A 24564-nucleotide genomic window follows, 5' to 3' on the forward strand; every position below is an offset into this window, starting at 1 on the left:
AGTCTGATACCCGCCGGTCGGCCCTCCGCGGTCGCGTTTCACTCCGCGGACGGCGTCTCCGACAGGAGTTCGTCGAACAGCGCACCGACACGTGCTTCGATTTCGTCGCGAATCTCGCGCACCCCCTCGATCGGACGCTCATGTGGATCGTCGAGTCCCCAGTCGCGGTTCTCACCGTTCCACGTCGCCGGGCACACGTCCGACGCCGAACAGCCCATCGTGACGACCAGATCGACCGCCTGTAGCTCGTCGGGTGTGACTTCTTGCGGCGTTCGGCCGCTGAGATCGATGTCTCGTTCTCTCATTGCTTCGACGACGACATCGTGGACATGGTCGGCGGGCTGTGTGCCGCCGGTGACTATCGTAATTTGATCGCTCACGTCGCGACGGTCGCGCTCTCGCTCAGCAAATGCCGCCGCCATTTGACTCCGTCCGGCGTTCTGGACACAAACGAACGCGATCTGATGGCCCGTCTGCTCATTGGATTCAGTCACACCAGTATAAGCGAGAGGGATCGGTATAGCCGTTACTTCCGATTGATCTGGAGTAACGGTTTCTACCGTCTGTCACTCTACGCTCATCGTTTCTGGTCGAGGATCGTTTGCATCTCTAACAGCGCTGCCCGTGCCTCCGACCGATTATCATCAAGTGACGCGATCAGCCCTTCTGGGAGGTCGAGGTCATCTGCCAGCAGAATCAGCCGGTCCAACAGCGTGATCTCGATCCGTTCGTTGATCGTCCCGATGCCGATAGCGTCGAGATCGCGTAACTCCTCGCTCGTGACTTCGCTCACGAACTCGTCTTTCTCGGCCACTAGCCCCTCCATAATCGGACTGCCACGCGCGGCGGGCTCGGCACCGATGGTCTCGAACATCTCCTCGATGCGGTTTATTTGCTCGATTGTATCCTCACGGTGGTCTGAAAATATGTCCACAACTGCTGGACTGGCAGCCGCTTCAGCGAGGTCACGGTGGAGATCGAGGATCTCCAGTTCGGCGTGGTACAACTTCCGCAGCTCCCGAATGAACAGATCTTCTTTCGTCTCGATAGTCATTGTTGATGCTCCGAGCGGAGTTCCTCGGCTTCGCTCGCTGAACTCCCGGTTTCGTCTTCTCGTTCAGTGATCATCGCACGCATGTGGGCCTGAATTTCGTTCGTATCGATCGACTCGGATTCGAGTAGGGTCGCGAGTTCGGACATGGATAACTCTTCATCGTCGACGCAACGTGGGAAGACCTCGGATACAACAGCCGTAGCGAGTTCGTTCGCGACGTCCTTCGTGACGCGGTGAAACATCCCGAGTTCAACCGTGCGGATCTCAAAGCGATCGCTGCGAGTGAGGTTGACATTCAGGAAGGTCGAACCCACTCCAGCGAGGAGATCAAAGCGGAGTACGGACGTGACGATGCCAACGAGCAATGAGCGAGGAGTGAGACTGAAAACTCACTGATCGCTCGAGGCGACAATTCGACGTACTCGACGAATACGCTCGCGATCGAATTATCTCGAAGCTTGAAGAGGTCGTCACCGATCAGTGGCGGGAGCCAACGGACCATCTCGAGCCGCTCGCGGGAGCCCCACATCAGAAGCTCCGAGTTGGACAGTTCCGCCTCGGATGTCGTGCCGATGGTGACCAACGAATACTGTACGTGGTTGCGATCAGAAAGCGGGGTGGAAACGCGTACAGAGGCGACGATTGAGCTTCGCTTCCCCACGGTTATTCTCGCGTTCGTTACGTAGCGTAACGCTCGACCTCTGAAGAACAGGACCACCCCGACGCTGTACAGCGATTAGGCTGCTACGGGCGCGACGGGATTTGAACCCGCGGCATCTTGGTCCGGAACCAAGTGCTCTGTCCGCTGAGCTACGCGCCCTCACGAGTCCGTCGTTCGGGCGGGCGTTTAACCTTTCTGACTCCCGTCGAGAACGGCGGCCGGGGGATGGATCACTCGACGAACAGCCCGTCGACGATCGTCTCGATCAGGGCGGTTTCGACCGCCTCGTACTCCGAGACGGCGAGGGCGCCGATCGGGGAGTCCTGCGCGCGGGTGACGAAGATCAGCGACCGGAGGAGCCCGCTTATGAGGTCGGGGTCGTCGTACCGGACCGCGTCCATCGTCGCCCAGCGGCTGGCGTAGGGGAGCTCGGTCTCGCGGGCGTCGGGGCCGATCGACTGCCGCTCCGCTTCCGAGAGCTGCTCGTAGAGCAGTTGGAGCTCCCCCTCGACGATCAGCCGGGAGGCGAGGGAGTTGGACCGGACCTCCCGAAGGGTCGTCCGAAGCATGGTCTCCACCTCCTCGCGGGGCGTGTCGGCTTCGGAGACCGCCTCGTCGATGCGCGATTCGAGTCGTTCCCGCTCGCCGTGGAGGACCGCGACGTACAGCGCCTCCTTCGAGTCGAAGAACTGGTAGAAGGTGCTGGTGCCGATGCCGACCGATTCGGTGACGTCCTTGATCCGGGTTCGATCGAACCCGAACCGGGCGAACAGCTCGCTACCGTCCTCGACGAGCTGCGTGCGGATCCGGTCCCGCTCGGACTCGGAGAATCGACTCATGAACGTGCCCTCGTCCGGACGGTTGGACGGTCTTTCCGTTTGCTCATGGCGGCAATACGAATCCAAAAACAAAGGTGTTATTGATTCGTGGATTCACGTACGACCGTGAAGCAGACGCAGGATCACGCCGGCGTTCGGTCCGAAACCCGGGGATATCGCCCGGACCGACCGGCCGATCGGACCAGACTGCATCGAGGGAGAGGCCGCCGATCGCCCGCGGCCGGCGCTCGGAGGGGAGCATGAACGCACGGACGGTCCTCGTCGCGCTCGTCTCGGTGACGCTGTTGACGAGCGGGACGGCGGGACTCGCCGTCGCGGCGGCAACGGGCAGCGGCGCGACCGCGTCCGTCCCGCTCGACGCGGGCTCGGAAGGAGGGGTCACGAACGCCGGCGACTCGGCGGTGACGCCCCAGCAGTCGGGCGGGCTCATCCGCGGGTCCCCGGATCTGGCGGTCAGCACGTCGGAGCCGACGCTCACTCCGGGCCAAACGAACACGGTGCTGCTCCAGGTCACCAACGACGGCGATCTGGACCTGGGGACGTCCGAGGCGCGCGCCGTGGTCACGACCGCGCGAAACGTCCGGGTCGAGGCGGACGCCGAGGAGACGCCGCTGACGGTCGAGACCGGGACGCTCGCGATCGGTTCGGTCACCGAGGATCGACCGGGCGAGGCCCCGATCGCCGTGAGCGTCCCCGAAGGCGTCGACGAGGGCACCTACACGATCGACGTCGAGGTCGAGTACTCCTACACCTACCAGCAGTCGGGCGGGGTGACCATCGACCGCGAGCGAACGCTCTCGACCGAGGTCGACGTCGAGGTCGACGACGACGCACGCTTCGAGATCACGAACGCGACGACCGACGCGTCGGTCGGCGATAGCGGAACGGTCGAGGCGGAGGTCCGGAACGTCGGCGCGGACGCCGCGCGCGATCTCACGGTGGTCCTGGAGTCCTCGAGCCCGCAGGTCGGGATCGGCGGCGGCTCCAGCGACACGGCGAGGATCGACGAGCTCGCGCCGAACGAGACGCGGACCGTCCGGTACGACGTCGGATTCACGCCGGGGGCGTCGGTGCGCGAGTACCTCCTCGACGGGACGGTGACCTTCGAGACGCCGGAGGGGTACGAACGCGCGGACGAGGGCCCCTCCGTCGGCGTGACGCCGCGACCGGAACAGCGGTTCGGCGTCGACGACGTGGAGTCGGACCTCTACGTCGGCGAGCAGGGGAACGTGTACGGGACCGTGACGAACGAGGGACCGAACGAGGCGCGGAACGTCGTGGTCCGGTTCGCGGGCCAGTCGGCGAACGTGCTCCCGCGCGAGTCCGCGGTGGCGGTCGGGACGCTCGCCGCCGGCGAGTCCGGGTCGTTCCGGTTCCCCTTGGAGATCAACGGCGAGGCGAAGCCGATCGACCGATCGTCGGACCTCGTCGTCCAGTACCGCAACGACGAGAACGAACCGCGTGCCTACGAGGACGTCGAGCTGCTCTACTCGGTCGAACCACAGCGGGACCAGTTCCGTCTCGAGGTCGAAGAGCGTGAGATCGAAGCCGGCGGAAGCGTCGAGATGGACGTCCAGGTGACGAACAACCTCGACGAGACGGTCACGGACGTCGAGGCGCGGCTGTTCGCCGACAGCCCTCTCGAGAGCGATAACGACGAGGCGTTTACCGCGTCGCTCGAGCCCGGAGAGTCGACGACGATGACGTTCGACCTCTCCGCGGAGTCGTCGGGGGTCGCGAAGACGTATCCCGTCTCGTTCGACTTCCGGTACGACGACGCGGACGGTAACAGCCAGCTGTCCGACACGACTCGCGTGCCGGTCACCGTCGTCGAGGCGGAGGAGAGCTCGCCGCTTTCGGGGATCGGCACCGTCCCGCTCGTGCTCGGGGTTCTCGTGCTCGTCGCCGTCCTGGGCGCGGGGATCTACCTGACACAGAGGGAGTAGATGAGCCGAGCCGGCCGGTGGGTCGAGAACGCCACCACGCGACTCAACGGGGTCATCGTCTCGCGGCCGCGAGCCGTCGTCGTCGCGTTCCTCCTCCTGACGGCGGCGTTCGCCGGCGGCATGAGCGCCATCGAGACGCAGACTGAGCCGACGGAGGGGTTCTCCGAGGACCTCCCCGAGCAGGAGGCGCTCGACGCGATAAACAGCGAGTTCGATGAACCCTTCGAGACGGAGACGGAGTCGACCCAGCTGATCCATCACGGAAACGACGTGCTCACCCGCGAGGAGACGCTGGCGATGTTGCGGCTGCTGGAGCGGATCGACGCCCGTGAGGACCTCCGAATGGAATCGGCCAACGGCCCCGCGACGGTCATCGCCCGGTCGATCGATCCGTCCGCGGAGACGCCGGCGGAGATGCGGCAGGCGGTCGCGGGGACTACGGACACGGAGTTCAGACGCGTCGTCCGGGAGCTGAGCGATGAGCCCCGATTCTCGAGGACCGTCTCGGACGACTTCAACCCGACCGCGGTGTCGGCCTCAACGACGATCACGGTCGTCTCACACGACGTGCCGGAGGGGTTCGACGACCTCCAGTCGATCCAGACCGACGTGCAGTCGCTGGCGGCGGACGAGCCCGCGGACATCCGGACGTTCGGGTCCGGGATCATCAACGCCGAGACGGGGCAGATCATCGCCGATTCGCTGCTCATCGTGATGCCCATCGTCCTCGTGTTGCTTTTGGGGTTCCTCGTCATCGCCTATCGGGACCCGATCGACCTCGCGCTCGGGCTGTTCTCGCTGTTGATGACGCTGATCTGGACGTTCGGGTTCCTCGGCTTCTCGGGGATCCCGTTCGACCAACAGCAGATCGCCGTCCCCGTGCTGCTTCTGGCGGTCGGCGTCGATTTCGGGATCCACTTCATCAACCGATACCGCGAGGAGACCGTCAAGGGATACGACGCGGTGCCCGCGATGCGGACCGCCGCCGACCAGCTGGCGATCGCGTTCGTCATCGTCACCGTGACCGCGGTGTTCGGCTTCGGCGCGAACGTGACCTCCGATCTCGACCCGATCCGCAACCTCGGGATCGTCTCGGCGGTCGGGATCGTCTTCACCTTTCTCATCTTCGGGCTGTTCTTGCCCGCCGCGAAGCTCGAGCTCGACCGTCTCCGCGAGCGGTACGGCGTTCCCGAGTTCGGCACCACGCCGATCGCCTCCGAGGAGTCCGCGCTCGGCCGACTCCTGGCCGTCTCCGTCACCGTCGGCGAGCGCGCGCCGGCGATCTTCGTCGTTCTCCTGTTGCTCGTCGGCGGCGGGTTGGGCGCGTACGGCGCGGGCGTCGACACCACGTTCGAACAGGAGGACTTCCTGCCACCCGAGGAGGAGCCGGGGTACGTCGAGTACATCCCCGAGCCGTTCGCGCCCGACGAGTACACGGTCACCGAGACGCTGAGCCTGCTCGAAGACGAGTTCGCGGCGAGCCAGGACGCGTCGCTCACGATCTACGTCGAGGGGTCCTTCGAGGAGGACCACGCGCTGGAGGCGCTCGCCGCGCCGACCGAGGACCCGCCGGACACGCTGGCGGTCGGTGAGGGCGGACGCGCGGAGACGACGAGCATCGTGACGGTCATCCGGTCACACGCCGAGAGCGACGAGGAGTTCGCCGCGCTCGTCGCCCGCAACGACCTGGACGGGGACGGGATCCCCGACCGCAACCTCGACCGGATCTACGCGGAGCTGTTCGATTCCTCGGCGGGATCGCGGGCGGGCCAGTACCTCACGGACGACCGCCGGGGCGCACAGGTCGAGTACACCGTCGAGAGCGGCGCGACACAGAGCGAGGTCTCCGCGGACGGCCGCGAACAGGCCGAGCAGTATCGATACGCGGCGACCGCCACGGGACAGATCGTCGTCTTCGACGCGATCACCGCGATCATCTTCGACTCCGCGATACAGGGGCTCGTGCTCGCGGTCGGACTGAGCGGCGTGTTCCTCGTGATCACTTACGGCGTGTTGGAGGGGATGCCGATGCTCGGGATCGTGAACGTGTTCCCGATCACGATCGCCGTCACGTCGCTCGTGGGAACGATGCGCTTTCTCGGCTATCCGCTCAACGCGCTGACGGCGACGATCCTCTCCATCGCGATCGGGATCGGGATCGCCTACTCGGTCCACATCACCGCCCGGTTCATCGACGAGTACCGCGAGAACGACGACGTGGCGGCCTCGCTGCGGACGACGCTCACCGGAACCGGCGGCGCGTTGACCGGAAGCATGCTCACGACCGCGCTCGGCACCGGCGCGCTCGCGCTCGCGATCACGCCCGTCCTCGGCGATTTCGGTGCGCTGATCGCGTTGAGCGTGCTCTACTCGTTCGTCATCTCCGTGGTCGCGCTCCCGCCGGCGCTGTTCCTCTGGGACCGCCTCCGGTCCGGTTCGTCGGCCGCCGAATCGACCGAGCCGGCCGTCGAGGCGTGACCGGCTCCCCCCCCTTAGGTATCAAATCAGATAATCGGGGCGAACGGGTTTACTTCTCGAGGGTCGAACTCCCGAGGAAGAGATGGAGCCGTATCCCTCCGGTCGACGACCCGCCCGCGTCGCGTCGAGCGTCGATGCCGACGTCGATACCGCGGACGGCTCGCGACGCCGGGGCGGGAACCGGCCGGATCCGACGAACCGGACGCCCGCGAGCGACACGGAGAGGTCGGCCCGCATCGACACGCCGGGTGTGCTCGCTTCGGACCCGGACCGATTCCTCGCCGCGGTCGCCGTCGACGGCGAGGTGCTGTTCGCGGGGCCGTCGATGCCGTCGGTTCTCGGCGAGGACCGCGGGAAGATCCGCGGAAGCGACTTCCTCGAGTACGTCCACCCGAACGAGCGGGCCGACGTCTCGGACGCCCTCTCCGCGGTCGCGTCCGAGCGGCGAGTCACGCATCGGCTCCGGCGCGCGAACGGGGGATACGCCTGGGTCGAGTCGGTCGTCGACGACGACCTCGCCCCGGAGTTCGGCGGACGCGTCGTCACCGTCCGTCGCGTCGACGTGGACGGGACCTTTCCCGAGCGGTTCCGCGAGTTCCTCGAGTACGGGACCGACATCGTCACCGTCGTCGACGCGGACGGCCGCGTGCGGTACGAGAGTCCCTCGGTCGAGGACGTGCTCGGCTACGAACAGGGCTCGCTCGTCGGACGGTCCCCGCTCGGGTACGTCCACCCCGACGACCGAGACCGGATCACCGCGGCGTTCTACGAGGCGATCGCCGACCCCGAACGCGCGGACGCGATGGAGTACCGGTACCGAACCGCCGGGGGCGACTGGGTCTGGCTCGAGTCGCGGGCCCGGGCGCTCCCCGACGACGCCGCGGTCGGCCGGCTGGTCATCAACTCGCGAGACGTCTCCGAGCGGAAGCGGCGCGAGCGTCGGCTCGCCGACCGAAACGAGCGGCTCGATCGGTTCGCCAGCATCGTCTCACACGACCTCCGGAACCCCCTCGCCGTGATACGCGCGTCGATGGAGATGGCGCGGCTGAAGGACGACGCCGAACCTCTGGAGCGCGGCGAGCGCGCGGCCGAGCGGATCGAACAGCTGGTCAGCGAGCTTCTGACGCTCGCTCGACAGGGATCGGGGATCGACGAGCCGACCGAGTTCTCGCTCGAGGGGGTCGCCCGCGACGCGTGGGGCACCGCCGGCAGCGAGGAGGCGGAACTCGTCGTCCTCGCCGGCTCACGGATCCGCGGCGACCGCGGCCGGCTCCGACAGGCGTTCGAGAACCTGTTTCGGAATAGCGTGGAACACGGTTCCACGGAAAGCCAGACGGAGTCCGGCGATAGCGTCGAGCATGGCTCGACTGAAAGCCGGGAGGAAGCCGGAGACGACGCTCTCACCGTGGTCGTGAGCGCGGTCGACCGCGGGATCGTCGTCGCCGACGACGGGCCCGGGATTCCGCCCGAGCATCGAGCGGACGTCTTCGAGTCGGGATTCACCACGCGATCCGACGGGACCGGCTACGGCCTCGACATCGTTCGGGAGATCGTCGACTCACACGGCTGGGAGATAGCGATCGTCGATCCGGCGTCGCCGATCGAAGCCGATCCGGAGGTCGCGGACCGGATCCCTGACGGGGCTCGCTTCGTCGTTCGCGCGCCGACGCCGGCGACCGTGGATACCGCGGAGCCGTGGATCGAACGGTGAGCCCGTTATAGCGGTGAACCCGTCACGGCGGCCAGCCCGTCGCGTTTATTTCGGGCGCTCCCGAAGCGGACACGTGACCCCCGCCGAGGTGACGATCCGACCGGTCGAGCGTGCGGACCTCCTGGCGGTGTTGCGGATCGAACGCGAGTGTTTCTCGGACCCCTGGCCGTACGACGCCTTCGAGCGCCTGATCGACGAGCCGGCGTTCCTCGTGGCCGAGCGGGAGGGGTGCGTGGTTGGATACCTCGTCGCGGACGTCACCCCCAACGCCGGCCGCGACATCGGCCACGTCAAGGACCTCGCCGTTCACCCGGAGTCCCGGGGCCAGGGAGTCGGCCGGATGCTGTTGCGTGCCGGGCTCGCTCGGCTCCGAGCCGCCGGAGCGGCGGTCGCCAAACTCGAGGTCCGCGAGGGGAACGACCCCGCGCGGTCGCTGTACGCGACCGAGGGGTTCGAGCCGGTTCGCCGGGCGGAGCGATACTACCGCGACGGCGAGGACGCCCTCGTCCTCGTGGTCGATCTCGCGGAGTGGGTCCGAGGCGAGTGACACGCGATCGGGTTCGCGGGGGATCCCGATCGGAAGGTCCCCGACTCCGTCTTGACAAGGCTTAGTGCCGAGGGGATCGACGGGAGCGTATGAGTTCGGTTCCCGAGCGGTCCGAGATCGACGAGGCGTACAAGTGGGACCTCGAGAGCGTCTTCGCCGACGACGAGGCGTGGGCGGCCGCATACGAGGAGGTCGAGGGACGGATCGACGAGCTCGGAGCCTACGAGGGCCGCGTCACCGAGAGTCCCGAGACCCTCCTCGAACTGCTTCGGCTCCGCGAGGAGGTGTTCCGCGAGCTGTCGGCGGTCGCGGTGTACGCCCGGCTCCGAAGCGCGGAGGACACTCGGAATCAGGAGTATCAGGCGATGTCGGCGAAGGCGTCCTCGCTCCAGTCGGAGGCCTCGAGCGCGATCTCGTACCTTCGACCGGAGCTCCAGTCGCTGACCGAGTCGGACGTCGAGGCGTTCCTCGAAACCGAACCCGACCTCGCCGAGTACGAACACTACCTCGACGACGTGTTGCGGACCAAAGCGCACACGCGGTCGGCGGAGGTCGAGGAGGTGCTCGCGGACCTCTCGGAGGTCACGAGCGCCCCGAGCGAGATCTACTCGATGCTGACGAACGCGGACATGACCTACGGCGTCGTCGAGGATCCCGACGGCGAGGAGGTGGAGATCACCCAGGCCAACTTCACGAAGCTCCAGACGAACCCGGACCGCGACTTCCGCCGGCGGGTCCACGAGACGTTCTACGACGAGTGGGCCGACGTGCGAAACACCGTGGGAACGAGCCTGGAGAAGGCGGTCCGCGAACACGTCGCGAGCGCGGGGATCCGCGACTACGACACCGCCCGCGAGGCCGCCCTCGACGGCTCGAACGTCCCCGTCGAGGTGTACGACACGCTCGTGGAGACGGTCGACGACAACCTGGCGACGCTCCACCGACACGCCGAGTTGAAACGGGCGGCGCTCGGCGTCGACACGCTGGAGAGCCACGACCTCTACATGTCACTGACGGGCGACCAGGGCCCCGATATCGAGTACGACCAGGCCGTCGAGTGGGTCATCGAGGCGGTGGCACCGCTCGGCGAGGCGTACCAGGAGCGGATGGCCGAGGGGCTCGAGAGCCGGTGGATCGACGTCTACGAGAACCGCGGGAAGCGCTCGGGTGCGTTCTCCTCGGGCACCTACGACACCCAGCCGTTCATCCTGATGAACTACCAGGACGACGTGGCCTCGATGTACACGCTGGCACACGAGCTGGGCCACTCGATGCACTCGGAGCTGGCCGGCGACGCCCAGCCGTGGCACGACGCGAGCTACGAGATCTTCGTCGCCGAGATCGCCTCCACCGTCAACGAGACCCTGTTGACCCACCACCTGCTCGAGACCGTCGAGGACGACGAGCTCCGGACCCACGTGCTCGACGAGTACCTCGAGCGGTTCCGCTCCACGCTGTTCCGCCAGACGATGTTCGCGACGTTCGAACAGCGGATCCACGAGCGCGTCGAGGCCGGCGAGGCGCTCACCCCGGACGTCTTCGACGAGCTCTACGCCGATCTGAAGGGCGACTACTACGAGCCGGCCGAACTGGCCGGCGGGATCGAACGCGAGTGGGAGCGGATCCCCCACTTCTACTACGACTTCTACGTGTACCAGTACGCGACCGGCATCTCCGCCGCGGCCGCGATCGTCGAGCGCGTGCTCGAGGAGGGCGAGCCCGCGGCCGCCGACTACCGCGAGATGCTGGAGGCGGGCGGCTCCGACTACCCGCTCGAGGTCGTCGAACTCGCCGGCATCGACATGGCCTCGCCGGACCCGATCGAGTCCGCGGTGGGGATCTACGACGACTACCTCGACGAGGTCGCGGCGTTACTCGAGTTGGCGTAGCCGAGACGGCGACCGAGTACCGTTCGGCCGGCGGCGTCCTCCTCTCCGTGACGACCGACGGATACGACCACCCCACTGACCGAAGAATTTAAACCCTCGTTTCGTGACAACTATCACGAAAGTTTCGGAAGGAAGAACGTAGGCGTCGTTTCGTGTTCCAGCGTCCGGTCCTCGGCCCGTGGGGATCGCCCGATCGCTGTATCCGGGCGATGCCGAGCGATCCGGCCCATGACACACCTCGCACTGACACCCCTCGGCGTTGACGGCGACGCACAGCCCCGCGACGAGTATCCCGACCTTTCCCCCGGGATTCACCTCCGATGGGCGTTTCCCCCACACCGCGGCTTCCCCCGTGGCGGCTACTACCTCTTCAGGCGTCGCCATCGGGAAGCGCCCCGGCGGCCGCGAGTTCGGCTGACCGCCGCGTTGGATCACGACCCCGCAAAGCCCCTCACCGAGGCACACACGGAGGCGGGCCATCGGTTCGGTTTCCCCGAACACGAGCGCGTCTTTCACGTCCAGCACGACGGCAGTGATGCGGTGATGCCGGTCGGAAGCGATCCGGTTCCGATCGAGCTGCCGGAGCCGTCGTACGCAGTCGACGTATCCGTCGACGTCGAGGGGAGCGATCCGGTCGTCGTACGGGCGCTCACCGACGACCGCGTCGTCGACGAGACGGAGACGACGGGCGGGCAAGTCAGGCTCTCCGGCGACCGGATCGACGCCGTCTCCTGTACCGGCGGCGAGCCGAAACGAACCCCCGTGTTCGTGACCGAAGTCGCGCCGCACTTCGTCTCCTCGACCCTCGGTCGGGGATGGAGCCTCGTTCCGAACGCACCGGCTCCGATCCGTCTCCCGCTTTCTCACCCCGACTACGCACCCGTCAGCGCAGGCACGACGATCGGCGACCTGGACGAGGCCCGGACGATCGCGAGGGATCGGATCGAGTACGGCCCGCCCGATCGACTCGTCGACGGCGAGGAGTCCGCTTCCGGAACGGGAACGGTCACCGTCTCGGCGGGTTCCTCGTACGCGTTCGCGAGCGATCTGTCTCCCGACGACGACCTCGTCGGTGACTGTCTGCGGATCGACGGCGACTCCACCGCGTACGGGATCACCGACGTCGGCGAAGCGCCCGACGGGTCCACCAGACTCGTCCTCTCCCGGCCGTACCGCGGGACCGGCGGCAGCGACCTGGCGTACGACCTCCTCGCCGACGAGTTCGCCTCGCTCCACGACACGCTCTCGGTTCTGGTCGACGAGGGGGGCTCCGGCGGTGGGGGCGGAAGCGGTGGGGGCGGGAGCGGTGGCGGTGGGGGCGGGATGGCGAACCGGACGCTGCCGGCGTTTCGCGCTCCGGACGGCCTAGCGGTCGTGAACGGCGACGGGTCGACCGTCTTCGGTGGAACCGCCGACGGGTCGGCGGTCGACGGCTGGAACACCGACTGGACGACCGACCTCGTGGGATCGCGACTCCGCCTCTCGACGGGGTCACACACGGACGTGGTCGTGGTCCATGGCCGGCCGTACGTGTTCACCGCTAACGCCGGTTGGGACGACGCGACGGTCGGCCGCCGGATCCGCATCGAGGACGACCGTGAGCTGTATCGGATCGTCGACGTTGCGCACTTCCGGGTCGGCGATCGGACTCTCGAGATATGTACACTCGATCGGCCAGTGAGCGGCCCGTACTACGGCGACCCCGTCGACTGCGTGGTCTACGAGGACCACACCCACCGGATCGGGTCGGTCGACGAGGCCGACCAACGGCTCCACCTTCGCGGCCGGGTCGGGCTCCGAGCGACGCTGCCCCGCCGCTACCTGATCCACCCGGCGGCGACCGACGCCGCCGCGGCGTCGCTTCCCACGCAGAACCCGCTCGACGCCGTCCTGACGGCCGCCACCGACCCGGCGGCCGCACAGGCGCTCGGTCTCTACTGGATCGACGACACGATCGACGACGACGTCTCGTACGACTACATGATCGTCGCCGATCACGCCGACGCGATCCCACCGTTGAGAACGGGGGCGGACGCGATGCCGGCGCTCGAAGGGCTTCCCTCCTCGCCGACGACGCCGGGCCTCGATCGGTACATCGCCTTCGACGTGAGCCGGAGCGACGGCGACCCGCTCCCGGCGCCCGAGGAACCGATGGCGTTCGAGCTGCCGGTCACGGCCGACACCGCGAACGCCGTCGGGCTCCGGTGGGACATGGACGACCTCGACGCGACCGCCCCGGACGTGGCGACGCCCGTCAAGTACCACCTCTGGCGGTGGAGCGGGGACGAGCCGTGGCGACTGGAGGAGAACTCCGACCTCGCCGGCTACGACCCGATCACGGCGAGCTCGAGGGCGGATCTCCTCGCGGACGCGACGCCGATACTCGCGACCGCGCCGGCGGGCCCGCCGCGAACGCCGGAGGGGTGGCCGAACGTCCGGTTACACGGGACCGACGGCGACCTCGCCGACGGCTGGCACAGCTACCGCGTCGTCGGCGTCGACGTGTTCGGGCGGTTCAGCGAGGCGAGCGAGCCGGCGACGTGGTACACGACCGACCCGTCGGCGCCGCTCGAGCCGCCGACGCCCGCGCAGAGCACGCATCGTGACCTGGCGATCCGGGTCGAGGACGACTCTTCGCCCCCGTCGCCGGCCGCCGTCGAGGCCGCCGCGCTCGATCCGGCCGCGTACGACGACCCCGGCGAACTGGTCGACGCCGACCCCGACGAACTCCCGGCGAACCGCCACGTCAGGGGGGACGAGGCGTATCGAACCTGGCGGGCGAACGATCCCGAGCGGGTCGGCATTCGGGTCCGGTGGACCTGGCCGGCGGGACACGCCGACCTCGCCGACGACGTCGACGCCTTCGAGTTGTACGTCTCGCCCGGCCGGACGAACGCCTTCCTCGGGGAGGTGCTCGACGTCGATCCGACCGCGACCGGCTACGAGGTCACGGTCGATCTCGACGACGCGTTCGACCCCGATCCCGGGACGCTCGCGGGCACGAGGCTCCTCATCGACGACGCCGCGTTTCCGGTTCGAGCGGCGACGGCGGCGGCCGATGGCGTGACGCTCACGGTTCGACCGCCGGTTCCGGGCGGGGACGAAGCGGCGACCGACGGCGGTTCGAACGAGACGGACGGCGGCGAGACGGCAACCGATGGCGGCGGGACGGCAACCGATGGCGGCGAGGCGGACGGACTCGTCCCCGAAACGGGCGGCCGCGCAGCCGATGTCGTCGCGATGTTCCCACAGGTCGGGGGAGCACTCGACGTCGATCGATCGGAACCGGCGGTCGAGGACCGCTGTACCGTCTCGGTGCCGGCCCACTACGACGCCGGAACGGTCTCCGTCGACCCGGCGTCGACGGCGACGGTGGACGGAACGACCGGAACCGTTGTCGACGGTCACGACACCGGCTGGACCGAGGCGTTGGAGGGCGAGCGGTTCCGGTCGGTCGACGACGACGTCGTCTACACCGTCGCGCGCGTCGACGGGCCGACGGAACTGGTGTTGGACCGGGAGGTCGCGTCGTCCACGCCGGGCGAGCGCCTGCCGTACCGGATCGATCACCCGCTGTGGGACGACGAGCGGGACCCCGACAGCTGGGACGCCAACGTCGCGACGGTCGCGTACGATGACGCGAGCGCGCTGGTCGGCACGGACGGGCTCACCGGAACGGACGACGGGACGCGCGTCTACGAGGCGTTCGTCGACGCACCCGCGAGCGGGGAGGGCGAGGCGTTCGCGCCGTCACTCTCGATGCCGACCGTCTACGCCGACGTCGCGGTGACGGCCGTCGACGACGCCGGACACGAGAGCGCCGTCGACGCGACCGCGACGATCGCCAGGGTTCTCCACAAGACGCCGGCGACGCCGTCGGTTGCCGTGGAGCCGGCCTCGTTCCATCACGCGACCGAACCGGACTACGACGGCGAGTCGGCGTACACCGTCCGGTGGGAGCCCGACGCGGACGCCGGCGACGACTACGGCTATCACGTCTTCCGTGCCTTGGACGAGACGCTGTTCGCGACCGACTGGGGACGACGGCTCGCCGCCGCGGACGACGGCGATGGGAACGGCGACAGCACCGGCAACGGCGACGCCCCGGAGCGCTCGCTCGACCCCGACGACCCGGCCCACGACCGCTTCTTCCCGCCCGCCTACCGCGGCGACGACGAGGCGGCCGAGACGGCACGCGAAACGATCGCCGCGGAGGTGAACGCCTTCACGACCCTCGCGGAGGACGCCGTTTCGGGCGACGGAAACGACGCGGCCGATCCGGACGAGGGGGTCGTGGAGTCGGCGATGGAGGCGTATCGTCGCCTCCGGAGGCCGGTCGACCTGGACGACGGGGGCGACCCGGGTGGTGCTGACGAGGAGAGCGACGGGGACGACGGAGGCGATGCGGACGACGGGGGGAGCGACGCGGACGACGGAGGCGACGCGGACGAGGAGTCCACCGACGCCGCGCTTCTCCGACCGGCGACGCTCGCCACGCTCGCCGCGCTTCCGGGCAACGAGGCGGCCTTCTCCCAGCGAACCGTCGACGCGCTCGCGCCGAGCGACCACCCGGACCGCGTCGGTCCGGACGGCGACCCCGACGACGAGCCGGACGACGACCTGTGCGCCTGGGTCGACCGGTTCGACGGCGGCTCACGGAACGTCTACTGCTATCGGGTCGGCACGGTCGACGACGCCGGGAACCGCAGCGACGCCGGCGGGACCGACGGTCCGCCGATGAGCTACCCGACGATGCCGGTCCGGTCCGCCGGCGGGGTGGCACCGAGACGACCGCGGATCGTCGAGGCCGCCGCCGGCCACGCCGACTCGGACGCGCCCGACGACCGGGCGATCACCCTGCGGATCGCGGGCGTCGACGATCCGACGCTCGAGAAACTGCTCGTCTATCGGTCTCGTGACCGCGAGCGGGCGACGGATCTCCGCCGGGCCGACGAACCCGAGGTGGTTGCGGACCCCGCCGCGCCACGGGACTCGGCGGCCGCCGGCGCGGTCGCGGTCGAGGACGGCGTGCTCGCGTGGGTCGACGCCGACGTCGAACCGTTCACGACGACGTACTATCGGGTCGTCGGGGTCGGGGAGTCCGGCGCGCACACGGAGCCGACCGCGGTCGCGTCCGCGGAGGCGTTCGATCGCTCGCCGCCGGACCCGCCGACGTGGGACGACGAGGACCCCGCGGTCGACGACGGCGCGGTGACGCTGTCGTGGAGCCCCGCCACGGGAGCGCCGTCGGACCTCCGCTATCAGCTACACCGCCGCCCCCACGGCGGCGACGGGGACGACTGGCGTCCCGTGAGCCCCTGGCTCGACCGGACCACGTACGAGGACGGGAGTCGCGACCCGAACACGACGTACGATTACCGACTGCTCGTCCTGCGGCCGACCGGCGGCCGTGACGATCTGACCCTGACGGAGGTGTGACCATGCCGACGACACGATCATCCACGGCCGACGCGGAACCGCTCGACGAGCTCATGGCGGACGAGTTCGACCCCATCGGCGTCTCGACCGACAACCTGCCCGACTTCCTCGGCGAGGTGCTGGTGGACGACTACGACTACGAGGACGGCGAGGCGAGCGTTTCGCTGCTCGTCGCCGGCGAGCCCGCCCTCTCGATCCCCGGCAGCGCCGGCGTCACGTTCGTTCTCGGCGAGCCGGGAACCGGCGAGACGACGGTCGACGCCACCCTGATCGTCGACGCCGAGTGGGAGCTCACGATCGAATCGGTCCGACTCACGGCCCGGGTCGACGGCGACGTGCTCCGGCCGACACCGGACGAGGACGGCACGAGGCCGGAGCACCTCGACGTGACGACGACCGTCGACGTCGTCGTCGACCACGCGTGGTCGCTCGACGTGAACGGCTTCGAGGGCGTCGACTTGCCGCCCGCGGAGATCGGACACACTGGCGTCGTGATCGAGGCGACCGACGTCGTCCTCGACGTCTCGCCGACGGGGCTCTCCCCGGCGATCGCAGACCACGACGATTTCGACGGCTCGTCCGTCGACGACGGCTTCGTCGGGCTCTTCGTCGGCGACGCGTCGGTCTCCTTCCCCGATCGCTGGCCGGTGTCCGGAGACGTCGTGTTACGCGGGACCGCGATCGGCTCCGGCGGCCTCAGCGGGACGATCGGGTACGAACCCGACGTCTCCTTCGACCCCGACGCGGAGACGTACACCGGCGAGGGTGCGGGGTCGCTCGGCGACCTCGCGTTCGCGGTCACCGCGGTCGAGGTGGAGTTCGTCCAGACCGCGCTGTCGACCTGTTCGATCGCGGGCGAGCTGTTCGTCCCGTACTTCGACGAACGGGTCGTCGTCGACCTCGCGTTCGACATGGACGGCACGCTCACGGCGCGGCTGGTCGGTCTCCCCGACCCTGGGACCGAGTCGGTCGGCGAGGTCACGGACGAGGACCTCGTCTCGCTCGAGGTGCCCGGCGTCGCCGCGTTCGACGTCGACTCGTTCGGGCTGGTCGTCGCGGGCGACGCGGAGGGGGTCGGCGTCTCGGTCGCCGGCACCCTTCGACCGCTCGTCGGCGAGGGGGGCCCCGACGTCGACCCCGGCGTCGACGACCTCGACCTCCCGACGATCGAAGTGCCGGAGATAACGATCGACAGCGACGGCGAGGTCGACTTCGAGGGGAGCTGGATCGAACTGCCGTCACAGCGGTCGACCGAGCTCCAGGGGATCGAAATCGAGGTGACGAAACTCGGGTTCGGCACCCGCGACGACGGCTGGCGGTACGTCGCGTTCGGTGGGTCGATCGCCATCGTCGAGGGGATCCCCGCCGGCGCGTCGACCGAGGGACTCCGGGTCGCGTGGAACCCCGACGGCGACGGCGTCGAGATGACCTTCGACCGCATCGGCGTCGAGTTCGAGGTGCCGGACGCCCTCGCGTTCTCCGGATCGATCGCCTTCGACCCCGCGGACGAACGGTACTACGGCGACGTCGACCTCGACCTGCTCGCCCTCGACACCTCGATCTCGGCGACGCTGATCGTCGGCCGCGAGACCGGACCGGACGGGGAGGCGTTCACCTTCCTCGGGGTCTCGCTCGACGCGAGCCTCCCGGCGGGTATTCCCCTCTTCTCGACCGGGCTGTCCATCTACGGCATGGGCGGGCTGTACGCGCACAACATGGAGCCGCACCGCGGCGACCGCGAGTGGTACGCCCTGAGCGGCGAGGCCGACGAGAGCTGGTATCACGCGAGCGGCGAGCCCCGCGTCGACGACTTCGACGCCCAGTGGCGACCCAGTGCCGGCGCGTTCGCGTTCGGCGCCGGGGTCACGCTCGGCACGAGCGCTGACAACGGCTTCGCGCTCGGCTCCGACCTGCTGCTCGTCATCGCGTTCCCCGGCCCCGTGATCATGCTCGAGGGACGTGCCGACGTCCTCTCTTCGGGTGCGGACGTCGACGCGGAGGGCGCGTTACGCGCGCTCGCGGTGCTCGACGGCGACGCCGGAAACGTGACCTTCGGCATCGACGCCGCGTTCACGAAGCGGTCGGCGGACGCGACCCTCCTCGACGTGCGGGCCGGCGTCGAGGCGCACTACGACTTCGCCGACCCGTCCGCCTGGTATCTGAACCTCGGTCGGCGCGAGCCGCGGGAGGACCGCGTGCGGGCGGAGGCGCTGCTTTTCACCGCGGAGGGGTACCTGATGATCGACGCCGACCGGGTCGCCACCGGCGCCCGCGCCGGCTACGACGAATCGTTCGAGTTCGGCCCGCTCGCCGTCTCCTTCGAGGCGTGGGTCGCCGGACACGTCCGGCTCAGCTGGCAGCCGACCCACTTCTCTGGTGAGGTGCTTCTCCACGGCTCGGTCGAGCTGTCCGCGTTCGGCGTCGGCGCGTCGATCACCGCGGACGCCGCGCTCGGCGCCGAGGCGCTCGATCCGTTCCACCTACACGGCGACGTGCGCGTCGCGCTCGAGACGCCCTGGCCGCTGCCCGACCCGGAGGCGAGCGTCTCGCTCGAGTGGGGGCCCGTGCCGAGTCCGCCGCCGGTGCCCGCCCCGCTGGACGGCGTCGCGCTCGGCCACGAACGCGTGACGACGCGGTGGCCGCTCCCGCGCTCCGAGTCGCTCCTGACGCCCGACTACGCGACGGCGGGCGAGGGCGGCGAGAACGGCGACCGGCTGCTCGGCTACGACGAGGGGCTGCCGACGCCGCCCGACGACGGGACCGTCCCGCCGGAGGACGTCCCCGTCGTCCCCCCGGACGTGCGGCCCGAATTGACCTTCTCGAAGTCCGTGATCGACGACGGCGACGTCGGCGTCAACGCGTCGACGGCGGGCCCCGAGTGGCGGCTCGTCGGCGACCCGACCGACGACGGCCCCGTCGAGGCGCGTTACGGCCTGGAGGACGTCTCGCTGGAGCGGTGGGACGCCGACGCCGGCGGGTGGGTCGACGACGGCCCCGTCTTCGGTTCCTGGGCGCCGCTGCCCGACACGCGGATCGGCGCGGGAGGCGCCCCGGACGAGGCGGGCACGCCGCCGACCGCGAACACGAAACTCCGGCTCTGGTCCGTCAACCCGTACGACTACGGGCGGAACACGGGCGGCGCGTGGGAGGAGGGGATCGACCGCCTCCTCGGTACGTACCCGTGTTACGCCGACGGCCGGTGCTTCCGGCTCGCCGGCACCGAGGTGGGCGAGGAGCTGGTCCGTGAGACGGCCGACGAGGTGACGGTCACCCACGAGGAGGAGGGATGGCCCGCGTTCGTCTCGAACACGACCGGCGCGCTCCCGTCGGTCGCGACGCTCCCGACGGACGAGGGTACGTTCGAGGCGCTGACGTACGCCGGCCCCAGCCGAAAGGACGGCGGCGGCGCGACGCGGTCGGTGGTGGTGGATCTCGACGGGAGCCATCGATCCGTCGAGGTCACGCTCGTGCTCCGGCGGGATCACACACACCTCACCGCGACCGCGTACGGTCACGGGGTCGTCGAGGACACGGACATCCGTTCGGTCCCGCAAGAGGTCTTCGACCTCCGGCCAGACGAGGACGACCACGTCGCCAAGGCCGAACCGATCGGCTTCGAGCGACACACGGTCACGTTCGACACCGAGCCGGGGATCGACCGGGTCGTGTTGACCTCGACCGGCACCTTCGGGATCGTCGAGGTCTGTCAGGCGACCGTCCCGATCGGAACCCTGGGAGCCGGCGGCGTCGAAGGCGCCGCACACGTGCGGGACCGACTCGATCGATGGAGCGACGAGCCACACGTACTGGAGCCGAACGAGCGGTATCGGCTCGTGGTCGACACCGTCGTCGAGGCCCGTGGCGTCGCCGGCGGACCGCTCGCCGACTTCGAGCACCGCTGGCCCGACGACGGGACGATGCGGGAGGTCGCGTACTTCGAGACGAGCGGGCCGCCGGCGCTCGCGGACGTGAGCACGCCCCTGACACCCGGCGGCAACGGCGGGAACGGTACCGACGTGGACGAGGTGCGCTCGTTCGACACGCTCTCGCGATACGTCGAGGGGAGCGTCCCGGAGAGCGTGACCCCCGACGGGGAGCGTCCGTCGACGCCACGGCCGGTGTACCGCGCCTACGACGTCGGCGTCAGGTTCGGGGAGGCGTACGTCGAGACGCTGTACGCGATGGCCGACCGCGACCTTCGACTCCAGGTGTACGACGCGGACGACCGGCCGGTCCGGGACGTCGACGGGCGGCTCGGCTCGGCCAGATGGGGCAAGGCGGGGAGCCGCGCGCTGAAGCGACACGACCGGACGTGGCTCTCCAGGGTCGCCGAGGAGTGTGGCGGCGTCGACGAGGAGACGCTTCCGCACGAGGACGTCCTCGAGGAGCGGGACCCGCGGCTCGTGTTCGACCCGGACGCGACGCTCGAGGCCCGGCTCGTTCCGGCACTCCTGCATGAGACGTTCGACGGCGGGAGCGATCGGTGGTCCGTGACCGGCACCGCCGACGTGACCACCGACGGCCACGACGGCCGCGACGGCGACGCCGCGACGGTGACGTCGACGGTAGACGGCGAGGCGACCCTCGCCCTCGACGACGACGCGGACCTCGGCGTCCTCTCGCCGAACGACGACGCCGTGTGGTTCCGCGGCGACCGCGAGCGCCCCGACGGAACCTATCGGATCGTCGGCGTGGACGCGACCGACGGGACCGTCACGCTGGCGGGCGTTCCGGACCTGGGCGACGACGGCACCTGGCGGATCGCTCCCGAACGCCGGGTGGAGCTGTCGTCGGCCGTCGGCGCGGACGCCACGGTGCGTCTCACGGACGCGCCCGGCGACTCGTCGCCGGCGACGTGGGACGACTACGCCGTGACGACGAACCTCCGGTTCACGGGCGGCGCGAGCGGCACGGCCGGCGTCGTCGTCCGCGACGCCCCCGACGCGGGCCGCGGCTATCGGTTCGAGGTCGACGCGGACGAGGACGTCTACCGGCTCGTTCGTCTCGACGGTGACGCGTCGACGACGCTCGCGTCGACCGACGCGCCGCCGATCGAGGACGGCATGGACGTCGGCCTCCGCATACAGGTCATCGGCCGTCGGGTGGACGTCTTCGTCGACGACGAGCCGACGTTCGTCGTCGACGATCCGGACCCGTTGGGGCCGGGCGGCGTCGCCGTCCGCCTCGCGGACGTTCAGGGCCTCGTCGTGCCCGAGGTGCTCGTCGAGGGATTCGACACCGGGTCACCCGTCGCGTACCGGTTCCCGTTCACGACCTCGCTTTTCGCCGACTTCGTCCATCAGGTCCACAGCTTCCCGGGGGAGACGTTCGAGGTCGCCTCCGAAGCCGCGCTCGAGGCGGTTCCCGTGGACACGCCCGAGGCTGCGGTCCCGCTTCCGGACGCCGATCCGGACCCGCCGGGGGAGGCGGAGGCCCGGGCGTACGATCGCGTCTTCCACGCGTTGACGCCAGGCGATCGACCGTCGATCGACGGGCTCGACGCCACGTGGCTCCTCGACGGGGACGCGCCGACCGCGCTCCTCGTGCGCAGCCCGGAACCGATCGACTGGACGCGGACGACCGCGGCGGTGAGCTGTAGCGAGACGGCGCTCCCGCCGGAGACCGAACCCGACGTGACGAAGGTGACGGACGTGCGGTACGGGGCGCCAGAGTCGAGCGCGGACGACGGGGAAGCCACGGCGGACGGGGACGGGAGCGTCGAAGTGCTCTTCGCCGAAACGGAACCTCCCGAGGGACACGTCGTCGAACGACGGCTGACCGGCGAGGAGGGGTTCACCCCCGAGCCCGTCGGCGAGGGGATCGACGACGAGTTCCTCGACCGGAGCGTCCTCGCCCCCTACCGACGGGTCCCCACCCCGGAGCCCGGAGACGTCGGCGACCTGCCGACGCCGGGGGACCCGTTCGACGGGTTCGTGGGCGAGATCCTGCCGCCCGACGTCGACCCGGACGGGCCGATCCCGGGCTCCGTCCCGGACGGCCCGTTTTTCGATCCGAGCGTCGATCCGGACGGTCCGAACGTCGGCCCGGACGCCCCGGACAGCGACCCGGACGCCCCGGACAGCGACCCGAGCGACGGTTCATCCGCGTCGCGACCGTTCGACCCGGCGATCGACGACGACCGGCTCTCGGCCGTCTCCGAGCGGATCGGGCGGGCGCTCCGCGGTCGAAACGCCGACGTCGAGGTGGACCCCGCGAACCCGCTGGCCGCGCTGGAGGCGGCGGCGGTCGATCCGGACCTCGTCGACGACGTCGGCCTCACCGACGAGGAGTACGAGCTTATCGAGGCGGCCGCCGCGGTTCGAGCGCCCGGAGACCGGGTACCCCCGCGTGAGGACCCCGCCGAGGGGTCGGTCCGGACCGCGTCGACGTCGTCCGAGGTCGCGTCGCTCGCGGCGGCGGCGGAAGGCGACGCCCGAACGCCCGATCCGGACGCGGAGTGGACCGTCGACGACGACGGCCTCTCGGCGAGCACCGAGGGCTGGACCGGGCTCGTTCGTCCCGTCGAGGAGACACCGAGCGTGTGGGAAACGACGGTCTCGCCGGGCGCGTCCGGACGGGCTGGGCTCCTCTTCCGCCTCCACGACGAGACCCACTACCACGCGGTCGCCGTCGGCGACGGTGAGGTCGCCCTCCAGCGTCGGACCGGCGACGGCGTCGAGGCCCTTCGGCGAGTGCCGTTCGAGCACGGGTCGGAGGCGGGTCCGCTGACGCTCCGCGTTCGTGCGGACGACACGACGCTGTGGGTCTCCGTCGACGACGTTCCGCTGTTCGGCGTCGACGACGAGTTCCCTGGCGGCGGTACAGCTGGGGTGTTCACCACCGCCGACGACGCGACGTTCACGTCGCTGTCGGTTCACTCGTCGGTCGCCGACGCACGACTCCTGGCGGACGCGTTCGCGGAGGACGACCCGGTCGACGCGGACGGAACCGCCGAGAGCGACGCGTCCGAGGAACCGTACGCCTCCGGCGGGGAGGACGTCGCCGGCTGGCAGGTGGTCGACGAGCCGCCGTACACGACCCGTCACTCGCGCTGGCGCACCCGCGACGGCACGCTCGAACAGACGAGCAACCTGTACGGCTTCGTCGGGAACCGCTTCCGACAGCCGGGGACGTACGCGGTGACCGGCGACGACGCGTGGAGCGACTACCGGCTCTTCGTTCGCCTCCGCTCCGAGGACGACGACGCGATCGGTGCCGTCTTCCGGTACCGTGGTCACGACGAGTTCTATCGGTTCTCGATGGACCACGAGCGCGGATACCGTCGACTCACCCGCCGTTCGAACGGTGAGACGACGGTGTTGTGGGCCGACGACGAGCCGTACGAGGTCGGTCGCGAGTACCTCCTCACGATCGACTGCGTGGACGACGAGATCGTCGGCTACCTCGACGGTGAACGGCTGTTCGCGGTCACCGACCCGGTCATCGACGCCGGGAGGGTCGGCGTCTACTGCCGGGCCAACGTCGGCGCGCGGTTCGAGGACGTCCGCGTCACCGCACCGGGAGACGGCTGGGTGCCGTACCACGTCTTCGAGTCGGAACCGGCGCTTCCGGCGGGCACCCGCGTCCGGATCGCCGAGCAGCCGCCGACGGACGCCGACCTGCCGGCAGGCGTGGTCGGTCGAGCGCGAAACGGGGACGCGGCCGGCCGGCTCCCGCCGACGCCGACGGCGTTCAGGCTGCGTGGCCCGCGGGGAACGGTCGGACACCGTCGAACCGTCCCGCCCGCGGACGCCTTCGATTCGTGTGAAGACGTGCGGGTAGTCCGGAGCGCGGACGGCACCGGAACGGTGCTGTTTCCCGACGTCGACGACGACGTGAGCACGCTACGTCTGCGGTTGACGTATCGTCGCTCGATCGACGACGACGTCCGTACCCGGAACGGAAGCGACGAACCGGAGGAGACGGCCATCGACGTCCCACTGCCGCCGACGGCCGACGAGTCGGGGGAGTGAGCGGGGGAGGCCGCCGCGGACGCGCTC

General features: G+C 69.6%; 11 protein-coding genes, 1 tRNA gene and 1 pseudogene. 9 read left to right on the top strand and 4 right to left on the bottom strand.

Features of this window, described 5'->3' with window-relative positions; all coding sequences use genetic code 11:
- Positions 1–38: 38 nt before the first annotated feature.
- Both OKW78_RS10405 and OKW78_RS10410 read right to left on the bottom strand, forming a co-directional pair.
- Positions 39–494 carry a low molecular weight phosphatase family protein gene (locus OKW78_RS10405; protein WP_281195097.1) on the bottom strand — a complete coding sequence of 152 codons (456 nt, stop codon included), beginning with the start codon at positions 492–494 and terminating at the stop codon, positions 39–41.
- An 83-nt stretch (positions 495–577) separates the two neighbouring features.
- Positions 578–1054, bottom strand: coding sequence for a DUF892 family protein (locus OKW78_RS10410; protein WP_281195098.1), 477 nt, complete (start codon positions 1052–1054; stop codon positions 578–580).
- Positions 1055–1212: 158 nt separating this feature from the next.
- On the opposite strand from OKW78_RS10410, the gene OKW78_RS16920 reads away from it, so the two are divergent.
- On the top strand, positions 1213–1422 hold the full coding sequence (locus tag OKW78_RS16920) for a ribbon-helix-helix domain-containing protein (protein ID WP_321169331.1): 210 nt from the start codon (positions 1213–1215) through the stop codon (positions 1420–1422).
- Between the two features lie 29 nt (positions 1423–1451).
- Positions 1452–1700 (top strand): annotated as a pseudogene (locus OKW78_RS16940) (type II toxin-antitoxin system RelE/ParE family toxin); the annotation flags it as partial.
- 101 nt (positions 1701–1801) lie between these two features.
- On the opposite strand, the gene OKW78_RS10420 reads toward OKW78_RS16940, so the two are convergent.
- A tRNA-Arg gene (locus OKW78_RS10420) sits at positions 1802–1874 on the bottom strand.
- A 71-nt stretch (positions 1875–1945) separates the two neighbouring features.
- Positions 1946–2554, bottom strand: a complete 609-nt coding sequence (locus OKW78_RS10425) for a TetR/AcrR family transcriptional regulator (protein WP_281195100.1) — start codon at positions 2552–2554, stop codon at positions 1946–1948.
- A gap of 239 nt (positions 2555–2793) precedes the next feature.
- Here OKW78_RS10425 and OKW78_RS10430 point away from each other — a divergent pair, with 239 nt between their 5' ends.
- The 7 genes from OKW78_RS10430 to OKW78_RS10460 all read left to right on the top strand — a co-directional run bounded on the left by OKW78_RS10430 (position 2794) and on the right by OKW78_RS10460 (position 24537).
- Positions 2794–4500: a COG1361 S-layer family protein gene (locus OKW78_RS10430; RefSeq protein ID WP_281195101.1), complete on the top strand. Its 1707-nt coding sequence runs from the start codon at positions 2794–2796 to the stop codon at positions 4498–4500.
- On the top strand, positions 4501–6978 hold the full coding sequence (locus OKW78_RS10435; protein WP_281195102.1) for an RND family transporter: 2478 nt from the start codon (positions 4501–4503) through the stop codon (positions 6976–6978). It abuts the gene before it with no gap.
- A gap of 82 nt (positions 6979–7060) precedes the next feature.
- The gene (locus OKW78_RS10440) at positions 7061–8689 is read left to right on the top strand and encodes a PAS domain-containing protein (protein WP_281195103.1); all 1629 of its coding nucleotides are present in this window, start codon (positions 7061–7063) and stop codon (positions 8687–8689) included.
- A 73-nt stretch (positions 8690–8762) separates the two neighbouring features.
- A complete protein-coding gene (gene rimI, locus OKW78_RS10445) occupies positions 8763–9236 on the top strand; it encodes a ribosomal protein S18-alanine N-acetyltransferase (RefSeq protein WP_281195104.1) in 474 nt (157 codons plus the stop codon).
- 89 nt (positions 9237–9325) lie between these two features.
- Complete coding sequence (pepF, locus tag OKW78_RS10450; RefSeq protein ID WP_281195105.1) at positions 9326–11125, top strand: oligoendopeptidase F; 1800 nt, start codon at positions 9326–9328, stop codon at positions 11123–11125.
- Positions 11126–11353: 228 nt separating this feature from the next.
- Positions 11354–16564 (top strand): hypothetical protein, encoded by a 5211-nt coding sequence (locus OKW78_RS10455; protein ID WP_281195106.1) that lies wholly within the window; start codon positions 11354–11356, stop codon positions 16562–16564.
- Positions 16565–16566: 2 nt separating this feature from the next.
- Entirely contained in the window at positions 16567–24537 is a 7971-nt protein-coding gene (locus OKW78_RS10460) for a hypothetical protein (RefSeq protein ID WP_281195107.1), read from the top strand.
- Positions 24538–24564: the final 27 nt, after the last annotated feature.

Source organism: Halorubrum sp. F4 (assembly GCF_027257195.1).
In the GTDB taxonomy this organism is placed as follows: Archaea; Halobacteriota; Halobacteria; order Halobacteriales; family Haloferacaceae; genus Halorubrum.